Below are 19,366 nucleotides of genomic sequence, written 5' to 3' on the forward strand. Positions count from 1 at the left end.
GTCTGGCAGAATTATACGCATCTCAGCTCCGGTTTCTCTCGCCTCATGCCCGCTATTACCACAGACCTGCCCGCCCTCGCCCAATCCATCAAGGACTGGGGCCGCGAGCTGGGCTTTCAGCAAGTCGGCATCAGCGGCCTCGATCTGGCCGAGCATGAGCAGCACCTGGAGCGCTGGCTCGCCGCTGGCTATCACGGCGAAATGGATTACATGGGCGCCCATGGCAGCAAACGCTCGCACCCGGAAGAACTGGTGCCGGGCACCCTGCGCGTGGTTTCCCTGCGCATGGACTACCTGCCGGGCGACACGCACATGGCGCAACGGCTGGCCCAACCGGAAAAAGCCTACGTCTCGCGTTATGCCTTGGGCCGCGATTACCACAAATTAATTCGTAAACGCGTGCAACAACTGGCGGAAAAAATCCAGGCAGTGATCGGCCCGTTCGGCTACCGCGCCTTCGTCGACAGCGCCCCGGTGCTGGAAAAGGCCATCGCCGAACAGGCTGGCCTGGGCTGGATCGGCAAAAACACGCTGGTCTTGAATCGCAAGGCCGGCAGTTACTTCTTCCTCAGCGAACTGTTCGTCGACCTGCCGCTGCCGGTGGACCCACCCCACGCCACCGAGCACTGCGGTCGCTGCACGGCCTGCCTGGACATTTGCCCGACCAATGCCTTCGTCGGCCCCTATGTGCTGGACGCCCGTCGCTGCATTTCGTACCTGACCATCGAACTGAAAAGCGCGATTCCTGAAGATTTACGACCGCTGATCGGCAATCGGGTGTTCGGTTGCGATGACTGCCAGATTGTCTGCCCATGGAACCGCTTCGCCCGGCCTTCCGGGGAAAGCGACTTCAAACCCCGGCACAACCTGGACAACGCCGAACTGGCCGAACTGTTCATGTGGGACGAAGAAAAATTCCTCAGCAGCACCGAAGGTTCACCGTTGCGTCGGGCCGGTTACGAGCGTTGGTTGCGCAATCTGGCGGTCGGCCTGGGCAATGCACCGTCGAGCATTCCGGTGCTGGAAGCGTTGAAGGCACGGCGGGACTATCCGTCGGAACTGGTGCGCGAGCATGTCGAATGGGCGCTAAAACAACACGGGCTTATGTAGTAGCTGCCGAAGACTGCGTTCGGCACGACTGCGAAGCAAGCCCTTCGGCCTCGAACGCAGCCTTCGGCAGCTGCTACAGGGACTGCGTGTAAATCAGGCTTCGTCGTTATAAACGAACTTGGGCATTTCCCAGTGGAAACGGATCGCCAGCAAGCGCAGCAGGAAGCCGCCGAATAGCGTGATCAGGATCGCCTGTTCACCCGGCAATTGCAGATAGACACAGAATAAATAGCACCACGCCGCGGCAAACGAGACGCTGGCGTAGAGTTCGCGGCGGAAGATCAGCGGGATGTCGTTGCAGAAGATGTCCCGCAGAATGCCACCGAATACCCCGGTGATCACGCCGCTGACCGAGGCCACCAGCATGCCGTGGCCCATTTCCAGGGCGGTCATGCAGCCGATCAGGGTGAACGCGACCAGGCCCGCGGCGTCGAGCACCAGAAACAGCGAGCGCAGATGGCGCATCCAGCGCGCAGCGAAGACGGTGAACATCGCAGCGATCGACGTCAGCACCAGGTATTCCGGGTGTTTGACCCAGGTCAGCGGGTAATGGCCAAGCAACACGTCGCGCACCGAACCGCCGCCCAACGCCGTGACGCATGCAATCAATACCACGCCAAACCAGTCCATGCCGCGACGGCCCGCAGACAGGGCGCCAGTCATGGCTTCGGCAGTAATGGCGATCAGGTAGAGCATCAGCAACATGGTGGCGGTCCTTACGAGAAGGCGCGCAGTCTACTCAGATCGTCAGGGCACCAAAAGGGGGCAAGGGAACCTGTGGCGAGGGAGCATGCTCCCGCTGGGCCGCAGAGCAGCCCCATCTGCTGACAGAGCAACTCTTCAAATAGACCGCGCCGGCTGACTTTACGACTGCTACGCAGCCGAACGGGAGCAAGCTCCCTCGCCACAAAAACCTCCCTATGCCCAATCAGAACTTGATGAAATTCTTGCGGTAGTGCTGCAGCTCGGCGATCGATTCGCGGATGTCGTCCAGGGCCAGGTGGGTGCTGCCCTTTTTGAAGCTGTCGCGCACATCCGGTGCCCAACGCGCGGCCAACTCCTTGAGGGTCGACACGTCGAGGTTGCGGTAGTGGAAATAGCTTTCCAGCGACTTCATGTGGGTATAAAGGAAGCGACGGTCCTGGCAGATGCTGTTGCCACAGATCGGCGACTTGCCCTTCGGCACCCATTTCTCCAGGAAGGCGATGGTCTGGGCTTCCGCTTCGGCCATGCTGATGCGGCTGTCGCGAACCCGTTGGGTCAGTCCGGAGCCGCCGTGTTGACGGGTATTCCACTCGTCCATACCGGCGAGGATCTCGTCGCTGTGATGAATGGCGATCACCGGACCTTCAGCCAAGGTGTTCAAATTACTGTCGGTGACGATGGTGGCCATCTCGATGATGACGTCGGTATCAGGGTTCAGCCCGGTCATTTCCAGGTCGATCCAGATCAGGTTCTGCGGGTTCTGCATATGTCGGCTCCTCGGCGTAGGTTCGCAGTTTAGCCTAGGGAGGCGGCCGGGCGTGCTAAACTCGCGACCGTTTTACCTAATCGCTGCATTCTCGATACGGAACACCCATGGCCAAACGCCAACTCAATCGTCGTCAAAACTGGCGCATCGAAAAGATTCAGGGCGAGCGCGCTGCCCGCGCCGCCAAACGCGAGTCCTCGGCTGTCGAGGCACTTGAGGGTGGCGACCTGGGTCCGGAACAGACGGGCCTGGTGATCGCGCACTTCGGTGTACAGGTTGAAGTCGAAGCCCTCGATGGCGAGCTGGCCGGCCAGGTATTCCGCTGCCACTTGCGCGCCAACCTGCCGGCGCTGGTGACCGGCGATCAGGTCGTATGGCGTGCCGGCAACCAGGGCATCGGCGTGATCGTGGCGCAACTGCCGCGCAAAACCGAGCTCTGCCGCCCGGACAGTCGTGGACAGCTCAAGCCGGTGGCGGCCAACGTCGACATGATCGTCATCGTCTTCGCACCGCTGCCAGAGCCTCATGCCAACCTGATCGACCGCTACCTGGTTGCCGCGGAACATGCGGGTATCCGTCCGTTGTTGCTGCTGAACAAATTCGACCTGATCGACGAGCAGAACGCCCCGGCGCTGAATGCCTTGCTGGCGGTTTACCGCACGCTGGGCTACCCGGTGCTGGAAGTGTCGGCGCACCACGGCAACGGCATGGAACAACTTCAAAAACTGTTGGACGGGCACATCAGTGTGTTCGTCGGCCAGTCCGGTGTCGGTAAATCATCTTTGGTCAACAGCCTGTTGCCGGAAGTCGAAACCCGCGTCGGCCCGCTGTCCGAGCTGTCGGGCCAGGGCACCCACACCACCACCACCGCGCGGTTGTTCCACTTCCCCGGTGGCGGTGAGCTGATCGACTCTCCGGGTATCCGCGAGTTCGGCCTGGGTCACGTCAGCCGTGCCGACGTCGAAGCCGGCTTCATCGAGTTCAACGACCTGCTCGGCACGTGCCGCTTCCGCGACTGCAAACACGACCGCGAACCGGGCTGCGCCCTGCTCAAGGCCCTGGAAGATGGCCGCGTGCAGCAGCAACGGATGAACAGCTACCGGTCGATCATCGCCAGCTTGCCTGAAAACAGCTATTAAACAAACGCGCCAGCCGCCCCGACATCAATGGGACGGCTGGCTGCTCGCAGCAGCCTACAAAAACCACCCATCGACTTAAACATCAGATATTTCTGTAGGGCATCCGCACGCCTGTTTGAAGGGTACTTCTCTTTAACCGTAAAGGCCTTGTTCCAGCCCTTCAACTGCATACATTCAAGCCCTCTTCGCATATTAGCGATACTGAGGGACAGCCATGCCAACCTATCACTTGTTCATCGTTCACTCGTGGAACCGTTCAGGCGCCCATTACCGCGAACTCGCCCTCAAGGGACACTTCTGATGCCTGTATTCATCAGCTATCGTCACGCGGATCGCCCCTACGCGATCGCCATCAGCAGCCGTCTGATACAGGCCAACATCAAGACCTACTTCGACGTGCTGGATCCGGAATCCCAGACCACTGACGACATCACCGGGGTCATCACCCGCTACATCAGCGCGAGCACGCATCTGATAGCCGTTGTCTCGGGCAAGACCGTGCCGCCATGGTGGGTACCGTTCGAAATCGGCGAAGCGACAATCAGCAACCGGCGGATTTGCTCATTCCAGACCGAACCGGCGGAACTGCCGCTGTACTTCGATAAATGGCCGAAGCTCAGCACTGACAAGGACCTGGATTTTTTCATTGAGGCCTACCGTGAAGAAGTGGCGACCAAGCGTTCAATGACACTGGATTCAATCAGCGAATCCCTTTGCGGCAGCTACAGACGCAATGCGGAACTGTTCCACGACCAGCTCAAGAGTCGCATCCGACGGGGTTTCTGAGAGGTGCAAAAAAGCCGCGATGATCGCGGCTTTTTTTGGCCTCAGGAAACCGCTGCCGGCGGTTTCGGCTCGACGCTCTTCAGGCCAGGCTTCTGGAACGGGTACAAGTGCTGGCGCAGGATACCGCCCGGCAAGTCCTTGCCAAAAACCCCGTAGCGCGTCGGCCACTCCTTGGGTGGCAACTTGAAGGTGCCAAACAGCATATCCACCAGCGGCGTATGGATCGCATAGTTCTTGTAGATGTAATCCTTGTGCCGGGCATGATGCCAATGGTGATAGCGCGGCAGGACCAGCACATAATTCAGCCAGCCGCCGTTGATCCGTACATTGGCGTGGGCCAGCACTGCCTGCACCCCGACCAGAATCACGTAGGCGTTCAACGCCTGGGGCGCAAAACCCAGCAGCATCAAAGGCACCAGCACGCCGGTACGGGTGAGCAGAATCTCGATGAAGTGGACACGCGAACCGGCGAGCCAATCCATGTGCGTGCTTGAGTGATGTACGGCATGCATGCGCCATAACCACGGCACGACGTGATACAGCCGATGCAGCCAGTACTGACCGAGGTCAGCCACCAGTACCGCCAGCAAGAACTGCACAACGATCGGCAGGCTTTGTACGCTGGCCTGCAAATCCGCCGACACGGCCCAGCCAGCCATAAAGCTCGACGAGGCAGTGATGAAAATCAGGATGAACTGCACCAGCATATGACTGACAAAAAAGTAGGTCAGGTCAGTTCGCCAGTGCGGACGCAGAATGTTTTGCTCAGGGTCCTTGGAATAGAGTTTTTCCAGGGGGATAAAGACGATGGCCGACACCAGCAGAGCCAGGACGAACCAGTCCAGCCCCAGCGAGTACGGTGTCTGCCCAATCGAGCTGATCTGCACATTGGTGCCGCCGAGAAACACCGCCAGCCCCGAGGCGACAAGTCCGGTGATCCCCAAGCGCTTTCGCTTGTTGAGCAGGATATTCAGGGTGCCCAGGCTGAAAGACAGTACCAGCCCAAGCAATAGCGTGGTGCGCGCAAACTGCTCGTCGTACACCTTGCGCAGTTCGGCGGTGGTCAGCCATTCGGGAAAGAGAAAGCACAATACCGCCAGCAGGCTCAATAGCCCGAGCGTGGCTGAGATGTAGCCACTGACCCGCCCTTCACCAAACTTGAAGGGTGCATTGCCATGCTGCTGAAAATAGGACTTGAGTCTTTCCATTACTGATCTTCCATGATTCCGAAAACAAACTTGCAGTGAGTCGAGTCAGTGCGACGCTGCAGTGACGCAGCCAGAAACAGAAAAGCCACTCATGGTGGCTTTTCTGCAGGTTATTGCTTGGGCGGTACAGCGGGTTTGGGCGGTTCACCCGGCTTCGGCGCCGGATTATCAAACAGATTCAAACGCTCACGAAGTTCGTGTGCCGGCAGCGGTTCCTTATCCGCCGGCAATGCGTTCGGATCGGCTGGCGGCGCATGCACTTCGCCCGGGCCACCCTGCCCTTGCGTCGGCGCTGGCGCCGGTTCGGCACCTTGTTCACCTTCGATGGCGCGCTGGGCTTTCTTGGTCAGCACCACGATGTCGATCCGGCGGTTGACCGGATTGAACGGGTTCTCCCTGTCGAACAGCGCCGACGAGGCATAACCGACGACTCGCGCGACCTGGGCATCCGGATAACTGCCAGCGACCAACGCACGACGAGCCGCGTTGGCGCGATTGGCCGAGAGTTCCCAGTTACCGAAATCGCCGGTGCCCGAGTACGGCTTGGCATCGGTGTGGCCGCTGATGCTGATCTTGTTCGGCACCGCTTTGATGGTGTCGGCCATGGCCAGCAGAATGTCTTCGAAGTACGGCTTCAGGCGCGCACTGCCGGAGTCGAACATCGGGCGGTTTTCGGCGTCCATGATCTGGATGCGCAAACCGTCCTGGGTGATCTCGAAGAGGATCTGGTCCTTGAATTTCTGCAATTGCGGGTTTTCATTGACCTTGTTCTGCAACTCTTGCAGTAACAACTCCAGGCGTTCCTTCTCGACTTGCTCGGCCATGCCTTCAACCTGCTCGGCGTCGATGGTCACCTTGTCTGGCTGCGGCTGAGATTTCACCTCCGGGTTGAGGGTGTTCTCCGGCGCCAGGGTCGGCGTGCCGCCCAGGTCGATGATGTACGGCGTACCGCTTTCGGAAAACCCGACCGGGTCCTTGAAGTAACCGGCGATGGCGATCTTCTGTTCAGGCGTCGCGGTGGACAGCAGCCACAACACCAGGAAGAACGCCATCATCGCCGTCGCGAAGTCCGCGAAGGCGATTTTCCAGGCGCCCCCGTGATGCCCTCCGGCGATGCGCTTGACGCGCTTGATGATTATCGGCTGGTTATTTTCCATGACTTAACGACCGCGAACCGCTTGTTCCAGCTCAGCGAAGCTAGGACGGTGCGCCGGGTACAGAACCTTGCGACCGAACTCCACCGCCAGCGACGGCGGCATCCCGGAAGCCGAAGCCACCAGCGAAGCCTTGATGGCTTCGTAGGTGTTCAGTTCTTCCTTGGCATCGTGAGCCAGGGAGTGGGCCAGCGGGCCAAAGAAACCGTAGGCCGCGAGAATACCGAAGAAGGTACCGACCAGTGCCGCCCCCACGTGCAGACCGATGGACTTCTGGTCGCCTTCACCCAGGGATGCCATGGTCACCACGATCCCCAATACCGCCGCGACGATACCGAAACCGGGCATGGCGTCGGCGATGCCGTTCACCGCGTGGGACGGGTGCTCGAGGTCTTCCTTGAGGCTGTAGAGTTCCATGTCGAACAGGCCTTCCAGCTCATGGGGAGCCATGTTGCCGGAGGACATGATGCGCAGGTAATCGCAGATGAACGCGGTCATGCGTTCGTCTTTGAGCACCGCCGGGTACTTGGCGAAGATCGGGCTCGCGGCGGCATCTTCGATGTCGCCTTCGATCGCCATCATGCCTTCGCGACGGCTCTTGTTGAGGATCTCGTAAATCAGCCCCAGCACTTCCAGGTAGAAGGTGTGGTTGAAACGCGAACTGAACATGCCCAAGGACTTCTTGAGCACGTGCATTGTCATGTGGCCGGGGTTGGCCTGCAGGAAGGCGCCAAGGGCCGCGCCACCGATAATCATCACCTCGAAAGGCTGGATGAGAGCGGCAATCTTGCCGTGGGAAAGCACGTATCCGCCGAGCACGCTCGCGAATACGACGATGATGCCGATAATTTTAGCCATAGGTAGGAGAGCACTTACTGAGTCGGGTTCAAGGTCATATTCGGAAGTTAAAAAATCTCTTCTTCTACTTATCGGCAAAACTGCGCCAGACTATAGCCAGTTAAGGCGAAAAGCTAATTTGACCCGTTCAGGGCATAGGTAAAGCAGACGATGATCGCGTCCAGACATGGCTAACGAAACGAACGTCCCAACGCCCAAACCAACCACGCTTGAAGGCTGGGTCAAGCTTCTCGATGGCGTACGCCTGCCGGTTCCGCAAGCCAGCCACGACCGGGTCTGCAAAGCGATCCGCGATAACCGCAGCTCGCTGCGCGACATCGCCGACCTGATGCAGGAAAGCCCGGCCCTGGCCTTGAGCGTGATTCGCGAAGCCAACCGTCACACCCATGGCAGCATGACCGAGCCTGCTGAAAACCTTGAGGTGGCGATCAATCGCCTCGGTTTGAAACGCACCGAAGAACTGCTCGACCGCCTGCCCGCCGAACCCCAATTGCAAATCCCCGTCGCCCTGCGCCAGCTTCAACTGATCAGCCAGCACGCCACTCAACAGGCCAACGGCTTTTTCGCCAGTCGCCTGGCGCGACTGTGGCAGGACATCCACTGGGGCAGCCTGCTGTTTCTCTCGCCACTCTGGCCCATGGCGCTGACCCATCCGCAGTTGCTTGAAGAGTGGGAGTTGCGGGTCATCCATAAAGGCGAGTCGGCACGCAAAGTCGAAAAGCAATTGTTCGGCGTGCGCCTGCTGGAAATCTGTCTGGCGCTGGTGGACGTCTGGCGCCTGCCGATCTGGGTGCAGCAAGGTTATCGGCTGCTGCGTAGCGAACAACGTGAGCTGGTGAAAGTCCTGCGCATTGCACGTGACAGCGATCACCCGTTGCGCCAACAGAACCGCCTGGATGACGACCCGACGTTGCGCCGCTGGCTCAATCAGCCCGCCAATACCGTGCTGCTGGCCAACGGTCTGGCGCTGGCGGCACAACAGGCCTGGGACAGTCCACACTGCGAACGCTGGCAGTACCTGACCAGCCTTTATCTGCAAATGCCGATGGATGAGGTGCAACAACAATTGCACCAGCAGGCCGCCAACAGCGCTCGCCAACACGCCATGCCAGACCTCTGGCACCCGGCCGAATCGCTGATCTGGCCACCGGGTGCGCACCGCGTGCATGCCGGTTTGTTGCCCGCCCCGGCGCCGACCGCCGAAGACCTGGCGAAGTGGCGCAAGCAATGCGCCGAATTGCTGGTGGAGCCGAGCCGCTTTACCAATGCCATGCACTTGACCACATCGGCCCGGGACGCCCTGGTGGCGTGTGGCATGCGCCGGGTGATGATTCTGATGGCCGATCGCACGCACGCCAATTTGCGTGTGCACCAGATCGCCGGGCTACCCAAGGAAGTGGCCGGCCTGAACCTGGTGGTCAGCCAGAGCACCGTGCTGCAACGCCTGCTCGCGCAACAGGCCCAGGTGCGCCTGACGCCGGCCAACAACGCACAATTCTCGGCCCTGCTGCCAGCCAGCCTGCGCTCACAGTTCAGCGGCGAACACCTGCTGCTGCGCTCACTGGTCAACAACGGCCGGGTGATCATGATCGTGGTAGCGGATCAGGGCGGCGGACCGTTCTCGGAAATCACCGTGCAAGCGTTCGGCAAAACCGCTCAATGCATCGAAAAGGCCCTGCACAGCTTTAGCCACCGCTAGGGCCTGTTATCAGTTATTTCCTGCCCCAAAATAACTGATAACAGGCCCTCATGACGCTGCGCTACAATCCTCCCCTTTGTGCTCTGGAGACCTCACATGTCTGACTTCTCTGGCTTGGCGCTGGTGATCGAACCGAGCGACCTGCTCTCGCGTCTCGACTCCCGCGAACTGATTCTGGTGGACCTGACCAGCAGCGCCCGCTATGCCGAAGGGCATATCCCCGGTGCACGCTTTGTCGATCCAAAACGCACTCAACTGGGTCAGGCGCCTGCGCCGGGCCTGTTGCCGACCCACGCCGCGCTTGAAGCATTGTTCGGCGAACTGGGGCACAACCCCGATGCAGTCTATGTCGTCTATGACGACGAAGGCGGCGGTTGGGCCGGGCGCTTTATCTGGCTGCTGGATGTCATCGGCCACAGCAAATATCACTATGTCGACGGCGGCCTGCCGGCCTGGCTGGCGGAAGGCTTGCCCATGTCGATCCAGATCCCGCCGGCAGTCGGCGGCCCGGTCGCCCTGACCCTGCACGACGAACCTGTCGCCACCCGCGAATACCTGCAAAGCCGCCTCGGCGCTGCTGACCTGGCGATCTGGGACGCACGCGGCCCGCTGGAATACTCCGGCGAGAAAGTGCTGGCGGCCAAGGGCGGGCACATTCCCGGCGCGGTCAATTTCGAGTGGACCGCTGGCATGGATCAGGCGCGCAACCTGCGCATCCGCACCGACATGCCGACAATCCTGGAACAACTCGGCATTACCAAAGACAAAGAAGTCATTACCCACTGCCAGACACACCATCGTTCTGGCTTCACCTATCTGGTGGCCAAGGCGCTCGGTTATCCGCGGGTCAAAGGCTACGCCGGCTCCTGGGGCGAATGGGGCAACCACCCTGACACGCCCGTAGAGATTTAAGTTTTTCAAGGACAGTTAATGAATAAGCGTTTGTTTATCCTCAGCCAATACCTGCTGCCCCATCACTTGCTCTCGCGACTGGCCGGCTGCATTGCCGAATGCCGTGTGCGCTGGTTCAAGAACGCCTTTACCGCCTGGTTCGCCAAGCGTTATCAAGTGGACATGTCCCAGGCGCTGGTCGAAGACCTGACCGCTTACGAGCACTTCAATGCGTTCTTCACCCGCGCCTTGAAAGACGGCGCTCGCCCGCTGGATCAAACCCCGGGCGCGATCCTCAGCCCGGCCGACGGTGCCGTCAGCCAGCTCGGCCCGATCGAACACGGTCGCGTTTTCCAGGCCAAGGGCCACAGCTTCAGCGTGCTGGAACTGCTGGGTGGCGACGCGGCCAACGCAGCGCCCTTCATGGGCGGCGATTTCGCCACCATTTACCTGTCGCCGAAAGACTATCACCGTGTGCACATGCCGCTGGCCGGCACCCTGCGCGAGATGGTCTACATCCCCGGCCGCATCTTCTCGGTCAACCAGACCACCGCTGAAAACGTTCCGGAACTGTTCGCCCGCAACGAGCGTGTAGCGTGCATTTTCGACACTGAACGCGGCCCGATGGCCGTGGTACTGGTGGGCGCGATGATTGTGGCGTCGATCGAAACCGTTTGGGCTGGCTTGGTCACACCGCCAAAACGCGAGCTGAAAACCTTCCGCTACGACGAAGCGGCCCGTGCGCCGATTCACTTGGAAAAAGGTGCGGAACTGGGTCGTTTCAAGCTCGGTTCTACGGCGGTCGTGCTGTTCGGGCCGGATCAAGTGAAATGGGCTGAAGGGCTGGGCGCCCTTTCGCCAGTGCAGATGGGCCAGGGCATCGGCCTGCCAACCGCCTGATCCCTCGATCCGATCCCACGAACGCCTTTCGTGGGATCGGACATTTCCTCCCGCTGCGCCCCCTCCTCCAGCGTTCATAGCTGCTACAGTCAAAGTCATTCGTTGCCCATTTCACGGTCGGAGTTTGTCCACGGCATGAATGAGACCAATCCTGCCCTGCTGCTACGCGCACCGATCCCGACGCAGTCGCGCCTGTCTTTCTGCGAAGCCACGCCACGCGACCTCAAGCGCTGGATCGCCAACCTGCCCAAAGCCAACATCGGTGAAACCGCTCGCCAGTTGTATCAAGGCCTGAGCGAACTCAACCAGTTGCTCACACCCAGCGACAATCGCCTGCAATTGCTCGAATTGCTGCGGCCCGAGGTGTATTACGTCTGCAAGCACCTGGAGCGGCATTTCCTGCATCAGGCCATTGTGCTCGACGAGCGTTCGCGCAAAATCGCCAACCTTTGCCAGGCGCTGCAGAGCCACTTGGCGATCGGCTACAAGCAGATCGTCGTCCGCATCGCACCACGCTTCAGTAAAGACCGTGCGCCGCTGCTGACCCAGTCATTGCAACGTGCCGTCCATTGCTTGAACGGTACTTTGATCCGCGCAACTGAGCTCTATTGCCCGGCGCCCGAAGGGCTGTGGCTGGAACTGCATCAGCTGTACCGGATCGGCTGCGAACATCAGCTGCAACATCAGAGCGTGCGCGATGAACTGGCCAGCCAGACGCAAAGCCTGAGTATCGAGCAGACCTACGTCGTCGCCCTCCTGCTGGGCGCTTCACGCTGCAATCAACTGCGCCAGAACCAGATCGCCCGGCTCGCCGAGGTGCTGGAACCCTGGAGCCAATGGATCAAACTGCAACCAGCCAAACCGGACAGCGGGCTGTTTGCCGTCGCCTCGGACCTCGACAGCGGCCCGCGTTATCGCACCAAGTTCCCGGCCGAACACCAGGAGCGCTTGTTGGGGATCGACCCGCAGCCCCTGGTCGCCGCCATCGAAACCCATCTGCAACAATCGGCCGACAAGGCATCGCCGCTGCCGGTTCCGATGGGCCTCAATCTGGATACGCTGCAACACCTGCATGCCGCCTGGGGGCAGGCCTCCGAGCGCGGCTTCCAGCGCACCGTCGGCCACGGCACGTTGACCCTGTGCGTGGGCATGAGCGCCCTGCACTTTTATCTCGGTGGCAAACGCCCGTTCAACGACATCCTGAAAAAACCCGGCGCCCGTCCCGCGCAGTTCTCGGCAATCGAGCCGACAGGACGCGCCAAGGACCAATGGAAACAGGCCTTCGACGCCGCCCCCCATGGCACGGCAGACACGCTGCTGCCCTACGAAGAGATCGAATATCCACATCTTCAGAAACATGACAACCACGAGGCGTCCGGCCAACAGCATTTCCCGACCTACGCGCTACCGGTGATCAATCACAGCCCTGGCGGTTATTGCCTGGCCTGGCCCGGCGCAGTGCCTGCCGAACTGCAGGCTGGCGAAATGGTCGGTATCGAGGATACGGCCGGTCAAGGCTGGAGCGTTGCCGTGGTGCGCTGGATCCGCCAGGTACGGGGCGGTGGCACGCAGATGGGTATCGAGCAGGTTGCGCCTTACGCCGAGCCCTGCGGCCTGCAACTGATTCGCTCCGACGACGAACACAGCCAGTACTTGCGCGGGCTGTTACTGCCCGCCATCAGCGCCATCGACCTGCCGGCCACCCTGCTCACCCCGCGCCTGCCGTTCCAGGAAGGGAATAAGGTGCTGATCAACACCAATGGCCAGGAACGCCCGGCCGAGCTGGAGCGACGGATGACGAGCACCAACAGCTTCAATCAGTTTGCCTACCGCTCCCTGGAGGTAGCCAGAAACGAAAACGCCGCGGAAGGCGGCGTGATCGGGGTAGCGCAAGAGTTTGATTCGTTGTGGAAGTCGCTATAGCGGCGGCGCCCGGACGGTCGAAAACTCAGAGCTGCCCGTCGCGATCCCGGAAGCCCAGCAGATACAGCACGCCATCCAGCCCAAGGGTGGAAATCGCCTGCTTCGCCGATTGTTTGACCAATGGTTTGGCGCGGAACGCTACGCCCAGCCCGGCAATCGCCAGCATCGGCAGGTCGTTGGCACCGTCACCGACGGCAATCGTCTGCTCCAGACGCAAACCTTCTTTATGCGCCAGCTCACGCAGCAAATCCGCCTTGCGCTGTGCATCGACAATCGGCTCGACCGCCACGCCGGTGACCTTGCCGTCGACCACTTCCAGTTCGTTGGCGAACACATAGTCGATGCCCAGCTTGGCCTGCAGTTGCTTGGCGAAGTAGGTGAAGCCGCCCGACAGAATCGCGGTCTTGTAGCCCAGGCGCTTGAGTTCGGCGAACAGGGTTTCGGCGCCTTCGGTCAGGCGCAGGGAAGCACCGATGGAGTCCAGCACGCTGACGTCCAGCCCTTGCAGCAAGGCCAGGCGCTCCTTGAAGCTGGCGCGGAAGTCCAGCTCGCCGGCCATCGCCCGCTCAGTAATCGCGGACACCTGGTCGCCAACGCCGGCGGCCTTGGCCAGTTCGTCGATGACCTCGGCTTCAATCAGCGTCGAGTCCATGTCGAACACCGCCAGACGACGGTTACGGCGGAACAGCGAATCTTCCTGGAAGGCGATGTCGACGTTCAGCTCTTGCGCAACGCTGAGGAATTCAGCCCGCAGCGCTTGCGGGTCAGCCGCTTCGCCACGCACGGAAAACTCGATGCAACCCTTGCCCTTGTCGGCCGGGGTGTCCAGCGGCATGCGCCCGGACAGACGGTCGATATGGTCGATGTTCAGACCGTATTTGGCGGTGATCGAACTCACACGCTGCAACTGCTCGGCGGTCACTTTGCGGGTCAACAGGGTGACGATGTGGCGTTTCTTGCCCTGGTTGCCGACCCACTGCTGGTAATCCTCTTCGGACACCGGCGTGAAACGCACTTGTTGCTCAAGCTCATAGCCTTTGAACAGGATGTCTTTGAGCACCGAGTTGCCTTGCTCGGTGTCAGGAATTTCAACCAGGATGCCGAACGACAGGGTGTCGTGGATCACCGCCTGACCGATGTCGAGAATGTTCACACCACCCTGGGCCAGAACGCCGGTTATGGCCGCAGTCAGACCCGGACGGTCGACTCCCGTGATGTTTATCAGGACGATTTCGCGCAAGGCGCACCCCCGCAGGTGGAAAAAAACCGCATTCTACCCATTTTCAGTGACCATCGGGCACCGCGAGCGCTTTGACGGCCTAGGGCCTGTCGCTATACTGCGCGTCAACTTCACGGACAAAGAGCCGAGCTCAAGTGAACCGGCCCACGCCAGTAAAAACCGACAACTTCTTTCTGCTGATCTTCCGGGCACTGCGTCATCGCCGTGTACCGATCGCATTACGCATTGCCAGCCATAACGTGATCCTGGTCGCTCTGGCCCTGGTGATCTATGCCTGCGTGATGGGTTTGCAGTTCAAGCAGGCCATGCACGAGCAGGCGGATGCCCTGGGCGAAAGCCTGACTACCCAGACGGCTACGTCGGCCACGGAGCTGTTGGTGTCCAACGACATCCTCAGCCTGAATGTGCTGCTCAACAACCTGACCAAGAACAAGCTGGTGGCCCACGCTGCCATCTACAGCGTGGATAACCGCATCCTCGCCGAAGCCGGTCAGCGTCCCAAGCACGGCCTGCTGGGCGAAGCCGAAGGCATGTACCAGAGCAAGATCACCTTCCAGGACGTGACCGCCGGGCAACTGCGCATCAGCCTGGACATGGATCAGTTCCAGCAGCCGATGACCATCAGCCTGCAAAGCATGGGCATTCTGAGCGCGATTCTGCTGGCGCTGTCCCTGGCCTTGAGCCTGCGCCTGGGCCGCAATATCTCCACGCCGCTGCTGCAATTGCGCGTGTGGCTGCGCAATATCGACGAATACACCCCGGCCACCGAGCGTCAGGATGAAGTCGGCGATCTCGCTCGTCAGCTGCACGCCAATTTCGCGCCGGAGCCGGCCGAACCGGAGCCTGTTCCGGAGCCCGAGTTCAACGACAGCGATGACGACGAAGAGACCGATCCGGCCTTCGAAGTACGCAACCTGCGTGATCCTAGCTTCGATGAAAGCCGACCGGTGGCAGGTCTCAAGCCTGCTCCGCGACGCATTGTCAGCACGGTCGAAGACGACGAGGACGACGAAGACCCGTTTGCCGATCTGCGTGACGATTCGACAGACAGTGCGCCGAAATCCGTCGCAAAGCCGCAGGTATCGAACGTGCCTCAACACAGCGCGGTACTGGCGGTACAACTGGGCGCACAGGATCAACTCCGTCGCCTGCCCCGCGCACGTCTGGAAGAGCTGCTCAAGCGCTACCGCGATTGCCTCGATCAGGCGGCGTCGCTCTACCAGAGCGAACTGCACACCCTGAACGATGGCAGCACGCTGATGCTGTTCCACACCGAAGACAGCGGCGATGACTACCTGACCAACGCCATCTGCTGCGGTGAGCTGCTGCGCGCCCTGGGCCATCAATTGCAGATCGAAGTCGCCGACAGCGGCATCACCCTGCAATTGCAGTTGGGCCTGACACTGGGCGACGAACTGTTCAGCTTGAGCCAGATCGACCTGCTGCTGACCGAAACCGCTCAGGATGCGCTGGCCCTGTCGCAACACAGCCGCAACCTGCTGCTGGTGGAGCGCAAGATCAGCGATGACGCGCTGATTCGCCAGCGTGCGCGGATCCGCCCGATTGCAAGCCCTGAGGGGGCGTGCTGCGTAGAACGCCTGATGGAGCCTTATCCATCGATGCTGGAGCGGCAACTGGCGCGGATGCACGAACGCCGGGCATAACCCGTAACCTTGTGCCCGCTATAGAGAAGCCCGCAGATGAGTGATCGTCTGCGGGCTTTTTGTTGTCCCTTAACTCTTGTAGCAGCTGCCGAGCTGCTACAACCAACCCGCAAAAACAACAAAGCCCGCACAAGGCGGGCTTTGTTCTGGACTCAATCCAGGCTCAGAACCTGAACACTTCCATATCCGTACGAATCGGCGAGGCCATCGGGATCTTTGGCTGTTTCTCCGGCTCTGCTGCAGGTGCTACCGGTTTGGCAGCCGGCTTGCGCGGTGCTTCAGCGATCGGTGGCTGGTTGGCCAGTGGCTTGAGCGCTGTGGACAGTTGCTCGGCCAGACGCTGCAGCAACACACCCTGGGCCTGAACCTGGGACGCCGTGCCGCCGGAGTGCTGCTCCTGCAGATGAATGATGCGGTTATCACGCACCTGACCACGACGATCGATCAGGCGCCATTGCGCGTCCAGGATCGCCGGTTGCGACACACCCGAGTCCAGACGGGTGATGGTCAGCAGAACCTGAACATCCGGCGTGAAGCCCACTGTCGCAGGTGCCAGGACAACGCGTTGGCTGTCCAGATGACCAGCGACCTGACGCAGCAACAGCTGATCGATGTCCGACGACAGGCTGCCCGCCCAACGACCGTCGGCCGATGCTTGAAGACTGCCATCCGGCTGACGCTGCAACAAGGTTTCGCGTTGCAGGTAATCAGCAACCGTTACCGGGCCCAACAATACCGCCATGCCCGCGCTTTGCGCAGGCTGAGCCGGACTTCCGCTGTCCAGCTGATACAGCGACACCGGCTGGTGCACGCTGCAACCCGCCAGGCCAAGAACGCCAGCGAGCATCAAAATAAAAGGAAGGCGCAGAGCAGTCATCGTCCCATCCAGGTGGCTGCCACAAGGCTCACCACAGTGAAAATACTCAAAAAATATGAAGAACACTCGGCTACGCCGGCGCTTGAAAGGCCATATCATCCGTGAATATGCGTTCCGACTCCAGCGCCAAAGCGTCGATCTACGCGTCAAATCGTAGATCGAGCGCTCTAGGACGCTTAATTGAGGTTTTCGACGAACAGCGCATCCACCCTCTGGAAGCCCCGTGGCAGTTTGTTACCGCGACGCCCACGCTCACCTTTATAGTGTTCAAGGTCGTCCGCCTTCAGTGACAAGGTACGTTTGCCGGCCTGCAGCACCAAAGTGGCGCCCTCCGGCAAAACAGCGATGTCCGTGACATATTCTTCGCGACTGGCAACACGCTCACCGGGAATCCCGATGATCTTATTCCCTTTACCTTTACCTAATTGTGGCAGATCGCTGATTTTGAAGATCAGCAGGCGACCCTCGGTGGTCACCGAGGCCAGCCAGTTGTGTTCACGGTCGGCCACCGGACGCGGCAGGATGACCTTGGCGTTGTTCGGCAGGCTCAACAGGGCCTTGCCCGCCTTGTTCTTGGCTTGCAGGTCTTCGCCCTTGACCACGAAACCGTAACCGGCGTCGGATGCGATCACGTACAGCGCATCGTCTTCAGGCATCAGCACGCATTCGAAGCTCGCCCCTGGTGGCGGCGTCAGACGGCCGGTCAGCGGTTCACCCTGGCCACGGGCCGACGGCAGTGTGTGGGTTGCAACCGAATAACTGCGGCCGGTGGAGTCGATAAACACGGCAAACTGGTTGGAACGCCCGGCCGCCGAGGTCTTGAAGCCATCCCCAGCCTTGTAGGACAGTCCGGTAGCATCGATGTCGTGACCTTTGGCGGAGCGAACCCAGCCTTTTTCCGACAACACGACCGTCACTTTCTCGTTCGGCAGCAGATCGTGCTCGGTCATCGCCTTGGCTTCGGCACGCTCGACGATTGGCGAACGACGGTCGTCGCCATAGGTTTCGGCGTCTTTGATCAGCTCGCTGCGTACCAGTTTCTTCAGTTTGGCTTCGCTGCCCAGCAGGGCTTGCAGCTTGGCCTGCTCCTTGAGCAGTTCGTCCTGCTCGGCACGCAGCTTCATTTCTTCCAGTCGCGCCAACTGACGCAAACGGGTGTCGAGAATGTAATCGGCCTGGATCTCGCTCAGGGCGAAACGCTCGATCAGACTGGCCTTCGGATGCTCCTCGGTACGGATGATGTGGATCACTTCATCCAGGTTGAGGTAGGCAATCAGCAAGCCGTCCAACAGGTGCAGGCGACGCTCGACCTTGTCCAGACGGAATTGCAGGCGTCGACGCACGGTCCGCACGCGGAATTCCAGCCATTCCACCAGCAGTGCACGCAGGTTCTTGAGCTGCGGCTTGCCGTCGAGGCCAATGATATTGATGTTGACCCGGTAGCTGGATTCCAGCTCGGTGGTCGCGAACAGGTGCTGCATCAGCGCTTCGTGATCGACCCGGCTGTTCACCGGAATAATCACGATGCGACAAGGGTTCTCGTGGTCCGACTCGTCGCGCAAGTCCGCGATCTGCGGGGCTTTCGACGGTTTGGCCTGCATCATCGCGGCAATCTGCTCCAGCACTTTGGCACCAGAGACCTGGTGCGGCAGCGCCGTCACGACGATGTCGCCGTCTTCGACGTGGTAAACAGCGCGCATGCGCACCGAACCGCGACCGGTTTCGTAGATTTTCAGCAGGTCGGCGCGCGGCGTGATGATTTCCGCTTCGGTCGGATAATCCGGGCCCTGAATGTGTTCGCAGAGCTGCTCGACCGTGGCTTTCGGTTCATCCAGCAAGCGCACGCAAGCGGTCGCGACTTCGCGCAGGTTATGCGGCGGGACGTCGGTGGCCATGCCCACGGCGATACCGGTGGTGCCGTTGAGCAGGATGTTCGGCAAACGGGCCGGCAACACCAGAGGTTCTTCCAGGGTGCCGTCGAAGTTCGGGCCCCAGTCCGCCGTGCCCTGGCCCAGTTCGCTGAGCAGCACTTCGGAATAACGCGACAGCCGCGCTTCGGTGTAACGCATGGCCGCGAAGGACTTGGGATCATCCGGCGCACCCCAGTTACCCTGGCCGTCGACCAGCGTGTAGCGGTAGCTGAACGGCTGGGCCATCAGCACCATGGCTTCGTAGCACGCCGAGTCGCCGTGGGGGTGGAATTTACCGAGCACGTCACCGACGGTACGCGCCGACTTCTTGTGCTTGGAATCGGCGTCCAGCCCCAACTCGCTCATCGCATAGACGATGCGTCGCTGTACCGGTTTCAGGCCGTCGCCGATATGCGGCAAGGCACGGTCCATGATCACGTACATGGAGTAGTTGAGGTAGGCATTTTCGGTGAAGTCAGCCAGTGACCGGCGTTCTACACCGTCCAGGCTGAGATCAAGGGAGTCGCTCATGCGGG

The 19,366-nt window shown here is 60.5% G+C and carries 16 protein-coding genes; 8 read left to right on the forward strand and 8 right to left on the reverse strand.

Features of this window, described 5'->3' with window-relative positions; translation table 11 throughout:
- Positions 1-45 precede the first annotated feature (45 nt).
- Positions 46-1,110 carry a tRNA epoxyqueuosine(34) reductase QueG gene (gene queG / locus ACEN8R_RS21595; RefSeq protein WP_086944082.1) on the forward strand — a complete coding sequence of 355 codons (1,065 nt, stop codon included), beginning with the start codon at positions 46-48 and terminating at the stop codon, positions 1,108-1,110.
- Positions 1,111-1,203: 93 nt separating this feature from the next.
- On the opposite strand, the gene ACEN8R_RS21600 is transcribed toward queG, so the two are convergent.
- Together ACEN8R_RS21600 and orn are read right to left on the reverse strand one after the other, a co-directional pair.
- Positions 1,204-1,815 (reverse strand): trimeric intracellular cation channel family protein, encoded by a 612-nt coding sequence (locus ACEN8R_RS21600; protein WP_018928508.1) that lies wholly within the window; start codon positions 1,813-1,815, stop codon positions 1,204-1,206.
- 223 nt (positions 1,816-2,038) lie between these two features.
- Positions 2,039-2,581, reverse strand: coding sequence for an oligoribonuclease (gene orn / locus ACEN8R_RS21605; protein WP_018928509.1), 543 nt, complete (start codon positions 2,579-2,581; stop codon positions 2,039-2,041).
- 107 nt (positions 2,582-2,688) lie between these two features.
- Here orn and rsgA point away from each other — a divergent pair, with 107 nt between their 5' ends.
- Complete coding sequence (gene rsgA / locus ACEN8R_RS21610) at positions 2,689-3,720, forward strand: small ribosomal subunit biogenesis GTPase RsgA (RefSeq protein WP_018928510.1); 1,032 nt, start codon at positions 2,689-2,691, stop codon at positions 3,718-3,720.
- 300 nt (positions 3,721-4,020) lie between these two features.
- Positions 4,021-4,506 carry a toll/interleukin-1 receptor domain-containing protein gene (locus tag ACEN8R_RS21615; protein WP_086944084.1) on the forward strand — a complete coding sequence of 162 codons (486 nt, stop codon included), beginning with the start codon at positions 4,021-4,023 and terminating at the stop codon, positions 4,504-4,506.
- Between the two features lie 41 nt (positions 4,507-4,547).
- On the opposite strand, the gene ACEN8R_RS21620 is transcribed toward ACEN8R_RS21615, so the two are convergent.
- The 3 genes from ACEN8R_RS21620 to motA all read right to left on the reverse strand — a co-directional run bounded on the left by ACEN8R_RS21620 (position 4,548) and on the right by motA (position 7,726).
- On the reverse strand, positions 4,548-5,714 hold the full coding sequence (locus ACEN8R_RS21620) for a sterol desaturase family protein (protein WP_064616010.1): 1,167 nt from the start codon (positions 5,712-5,714) through the stop codon (positions 4,548-4,550).
- Between the two features lie 110 nt (positions 5,715-5,824).
- Positions 5,825-6,871, reverse strand: a complete 1,047-nt coding sequence (gene motB, locus ACEN8R_RS21625) for a flagellar motor protein MotB (RefSeq protein WP_018928514.1) — start codon at positions 6,869-6,871, stop codon at positions 5,825-5,827.
- Positions 6,872-6,874: 3 nt separating this feature from the next.
- The gene (gene motA / locus ACEN8R_RS21630) at positions 6,875-7,726 is read right to left on the reverse strand and encodes a flagellar motor stator protein MotA (RefSeq protein ID WP_018928515.1); all 852 of its coding nucleotides are present in this window, start codon (positions 7,724-7,726) and stop codon (positions 6,875-6,877) included.
- A gap of 166 nt (positions 7,727-7,892) precedes the next feature.
- Between motA and ACEN8R_RS21635 the strand changes: the two genes are divergently transcribed.
- The 4 genes from ACEN8R_RS21635 to ACEN8R_RS21650 all read left to right on the forward strand — a co-directional run bounded on the left by ACEN8R_RS21635 (position 7,893) and on the right by ACEN8R_RS21650 (position 13,139).
- Entirely contained in the window at positions 7,893-9,425 is a 1,533-nt protein-coding gene (locus tag ACEN8R_RS21635; protein WP_495624356.1) for an HDOD domain-containing protein, read from the forward strand.
- A gap of 96 nt (positions 9,426-9,521) precedes the next feature.
- Positions 9,522-10,337, forward strand: coding sequence for a rhodanese-like domain-containing protein (locus tag ACEN8R_RS21640; RefSeq protein WP_018928517.1), 816 nt, complete (start codon positions 9,522-9,524; stop codon positions 10,335-10,337).
- Between the two features lie 18 nt (positions 10,338-10,355).
- Positions 10,356-11,216 (forward strand): archaetidylserine decarboxylase, encoded by an 861-nt coding sequence (asd, locus tag ACEN8R_RS21645; protein WP_007939614.1) that lies wholly within the window; start codon positions 10,356-10,358, stop codon positions 11,214-11,216.
- Positions 11,217-11,351: 135 nt separating this feature from the next.
- Positions 11,352-13,139 (forward strand): cyclic-di-GMP receptor FimW-related protein, encoded by a 1,788-nt coding sequence (locus ACEN8R_RS21650; RefSeq protein ID WP_495624357.1) that lies wholly within the window; start codon positions 11,352-11,354, stop codon positions 13,137-13,139.
- Between the two features lie 25 nt (positions 13,140-13,164).
- On the opposite strand, the gene serB is transcribed toward ACEN8R_RS21650, so the two are convergent.
- Complete coding sequence (gene serB / locus ACEN8R_RS21655) at positions 13,165-14,379, reverse strand: phosphoserine phosphatase SerB (RefSeq protein WP_007939616.1); 1,215 nt, start codon at positions 14,377-14,379, stop codon at positions 13,165-13,167.
- Positions 14,380-14,513: 134 nt separating this feature from the next.
- On the opposite strand from serB, the gene ACEN8R_RS21660 reads away from it, so the two are divergent.
- Positions 14,514-16,043: an AhpA/YtjB family protein gene (locus ACEN8R_RS21660; RefSeq protein ID WP_495624358.1), complete on the forward strand. Its 1,530-nt coding sequence runs from the start codon at positions 14,514-14,516 to the stop codon at positions 16,041-16,043.
- 163 nt (positions 16,044-16,206) lie between these two features.
- Here ACEN8R_RS21660 and ACEN8R_RS21665 read toward each other — a convergent pair whose 3' ends face one another.
- Positions 16,207-16,920: a PqiC family protein gene (locus tag ACEN8R_RS21665; RefSeq protein ID WP_305410941.1), complete on the reverse strand. Its 714-nt coding sequence runs from the start codon at positions 16,918-16,920 to the stop codon at positions 16,207-16,209.
- A gap of 176 nt (positions 16,921-17,096) precedes the next feature.
- On the reverse strand, positions 17,097-19,361 hold the full coding sequence (gene parC / locus ACEN8R_RS21670; protein WP_018928521.1) for a DNA topoisomerase IV subunit A: 2,265 nt from the start codon (positions 19,359-19,361) through the stop codon (positions 17,097-17,099).
- Between the last annotated feature and the right edge of the window lie 5 nt (positions 19,362-19,366).

This window comes from Pseudomonas sp. Pseusp15, assembly GCF_059492165.1.

Excerpts from the sequence above, each read along its gene's own strand:
- ACEN8R_RS21600 (WP_018928508.1), bottom strand. The coding sequence starts at position 1,815 with ATGTTGCTGATGCTCTACCTGATCGCCATTACTGCCGAAGCCATGACT.
- orn (WP_018928509.1), bottom strand. The coding sequence starts at position 2,581 with ATGCAGAACCCGCAGAACCTGATCTGGATCGACCTGGAAATGACCGGG.
- motA (WP_018928515.1), bottom strand. The coding sequence starts at position 7,726 with ATGGCTAAAATTATCGGCATCATCGTCGTATTCGCGAGCGTGCTCGGC.
- ACEN8R_RS21640 (WP_018928517.1), top strand. The coding sequence starts at position 9,522 with ATGTCTGACTTCTCTGGCTTGGCGCTGGTGATCGAACCGAGCGACCTG.
- ACEN8R_RS21650 (WP_495624357.1), top strand. The coding sequence starts at position 11,352 with ATGAATGAGACCAATCCTGCCCTGCTGCTACGCGCACCGATCCCGACG.
- queG (WP_086944082.1), top strand. The coding sequence starts at position 46 with ATGCCCGCTATTACCACAGACCTGCCCGCCCTCGCCCAATCCATCAAG.
- rsgA (WP_018928510.1), top strand. The coding sequence starts at position 2,689 with ATGGCCAAACGCCAACTCAATCGTCGTCAAAACTGGCGCATCGAAAAG.
- ACEN8R_RS21635 (WP_495624356.1), top strand. The coding sequence starts at position 7,893 with ATGGCTAACGAAACGAACGTCCCAACGCCCAAACCAACCACGCTTGAA.
- ACEN8R_RS21620 (WP_064616010.1), bottom strand. The coding sequence starts at position 5,714 with ATGGAAAGACTCAAGTCCTATTTTCAGCAGCATGGCAATGCACCCTTC.
- ACEN8R_RS21615 (WP_086944084.1), top strand. The coding sequence starts at position 4,021 with ATGCCTGTATTCATCAGCTATCGTCACGCGGATCGCCCCTACGCGATC.
- motB (WP_018928514.1), bottom strand. The coding sequence starts at position 6,871 with ATGGAAAATAACCAGCCGATAATCATCAAGCGCGTCAAGCGCATCGCC.
- ACEN8R_RS21665 (WP_305410941.1), bottom strand. The coding sequence starts at position 16,920 with ATGACTGCTCTGCGCCTTCCTTTTATTTTGATGCTCGCTGGCGTTCTT.
- asd (WP_007939614.1), top strand. The coding sequence starts at position 10,356 with ATGAATAAGCGTTTGTTTATCCTCAGCCAATACCTGCTGCCCCATCAC.
- parC (WP_018928521.1), bottom strand. The coding sequence starts at position 19,361 with ATGAGCGACTCCCTTGATCTCAGCCTGGACGGTGTAGAACGCCGGTCA.